This is a genomic window from Dolichospermum sp. LEGE 00246, assembly GCF_015207865.1.
Classification (GTDB): Bacteria; Cyanobacteriota; Cyanobacteriia; order Cyanobacteriales; family Nostocaceae; genus Dolichospermum; species Dolichospermum heterosporum.
This window is the reverse complement of record NZ_JADEWA010000705.1, coordinates 1-1,705: the sequence shown is the minus strand read 5'-3', so window position 1 is coordinate 1,705 and position 1,705 is coordinate 1. Positions and strand designations below refer to the sequence as shown.

Genomic DNA, 1,705 nt, shown 5'->3' with positions numbered 1-1,705 from the left:
AAATAGATCCCCGACTTCTCAAAGAAGTCGGGGATCTGGAAATTATGGAAATTAAAATATAATGAAATTCGTAAAACGATTATTGGATCTTTGCTGGAAATTTATATTACTTTAACTTTCAAGAAAAACGCATTCGCTATTTTCCCCTTGGTTCTACAACCTTCCGTAAACAAGCGAAAAGAGGAGGAGTAGAACCAGATGAATCCTACTGTCTAGGCATAGAAAAAGAAGTTCTTGATTTTGCCATTGAAGTTGTAGTCACCAGTCGGGGAATTGATAAATTAGAAGTTTACAAAAGATTAGGTGTAACGGAAGTTTGGTTTTTCAAAACAATCAATTTGCCGTTTATCATCTGCGCGGTGAAAATTATGAATTGGTTAAAAAAAGTGAATTATTGCCAAACTTAGATTTGTCAATTTCGGCGCAATACGTAGTAGCAGATGGTCTTCTAGATGCCGCCATAGCCTTTCGGGAGAAAATCAAAGAAATGGTAAATTAGATTATTCCTGGTCCTCTACCTCGCTTATCAAAATTCTCTGTTAATAGACCTGTTTTATCTTCATTTACTTCTCGCAATTCCTGTATCCGTTCGGCTTTTTCTTGTTCTGCTATCTCCCGCGCATCACCAGGAACTTCATAATACATTTCCGGTTCAACTGGATAATTATTCAACAACCCTTCTTTGTCCACAGTATAACCGTCCGTTGTCCGAATACTGTAAACATTGGTTTGGTCATCAGTAGACACACTGGCAAGATCCTCTTCTGTTGGCAGGTGTTTATAACTTGCTCCCTCTCTTTTCATTCTTGCTGCTGTTTCTGCGGGGATTATGCCCCGATCATAGGTATCTGCGCTAATCTTTTCATTCATAAAACCTCGCGGTAAGTGGGAAACTCAGCGTCTTTAGGGCTGGGTTACTGACACAATTAGCCTTTTTTCAGCATTACACAAATCAGATTAGAATTTTCTAACAAATAAACCTACTGTCTTTGGGAATAATTGCCAAAAATATTTTGATAAAAATTATCTATCTATAGATAGATTTTACATAGTCAAATCCAAAATAAAAATGTAGGCTAGTCTATAGCTAACCTACATTTTAATATCCCCAAAAAAAATCTGGCGTTGGTGAATGAAAGTATGAATTAGTCTTACGCAAAGGCGCAAATATTAAGAGTTTCAGCAAGGGAATTTTTGATTTTCATACCTCAATTCAGCAATACCAAAAATCTTTATCTTAGAGATTGTTGTTTGAAGGCGTTAAATTTCTGAGCTAATTCTTGCCGAGTCTCATATTTGAGGAAATAACGGAAACTAAACCAGATAGAATAAAACAAGCCAATCAACTCTAAAATCGGTTGTAGCAACGGTAAATCATTAACAGCATCTAGTAATGCGATCGCTACCTTAACTGTGACAAAAGCTGATAAAATTAAGGCTACAGTAATTAAACCCCGTTTATTGTTGTTAAAAAAACTGCCTAAATCATCTGGCAGTCGGTTTAAAAATTCAACAATTTGTCTAATAATTTGCTGCCATTGAGATTCAGATTTCTGCGCCGCAGGTAGTTTTGGTAAACTTTGTGGTGGAGAATAATTTCCCTGTTCTGGTTGCTGTGCTTGAGTTTCCATCATAGTTATCCTTTAGGAATTACAACATTTTTGAAAAATGAATTAACGTGATTAAAATATAGCAGGTTAGAGGC

The 1,705-nt window shown here is 36.1% G+C and carries 3 protein-coding genes; 1 reads left to right on the top strand and 2 read right to left on the bottom strand.

Translation table 11 applies throughout. The features are described from left to right. Nucleotides 1-316: 316 nt before the first annotated feature. Nucleotides 317-499, top strand: coding sequence for a hypothetical protein (locus tag IQ228_RS27545; RefSeq protein WP_306459827.1), 183 nt, complete (start codon nt 317-319; stop codon nt 497-499). On the opposite strand, the gene IQ228_RS25765 is transcribed toward IQ228_RS27545, so the two are convergent. Next, complete coding sequence (locus IQ228_RS25765) at nt 496-870, bottom strand: hypothetical protein (protein WP_193964968.1); 375 nt, start codon at nt 868-870, stop codon at nt 496-498. The two genes, IQ228_RS27545 and IQ228_RS25765, sit on opposite strands and share 4 nt — an antisense overlap. A 362-nt stretch (nt 871-1,232) precedes the next feature. Next, nucleotides 1,233-1,634, bottom strand: a complete 402-nt coding sequence (locus IQ228_RS25760) for a CAAD domain-containing protein (protein WP_228044088.1) — start codon at nt 1,632-1,634, stop codon at nt 1,233-1,235. Nucleotides 1,635-1,705: the final 71 nt, after the last annotated feature.

Coding starts and splice junctions, on each gene's coding strand:
- IQ228_RS25765 (WP_193964968.1), bottom strand. CDS start 870: ATGAATGAAAAGATTAGCGCAGATACCTATGATCGGGGCATAATCCCC.
- IQ228_RS25760 (WP_228044088.1), bottom strand. CDS start 1,634: ATGATGGAAACTCAAGCACAGCAACCAGAACAGGGAAATTATTCTCCA.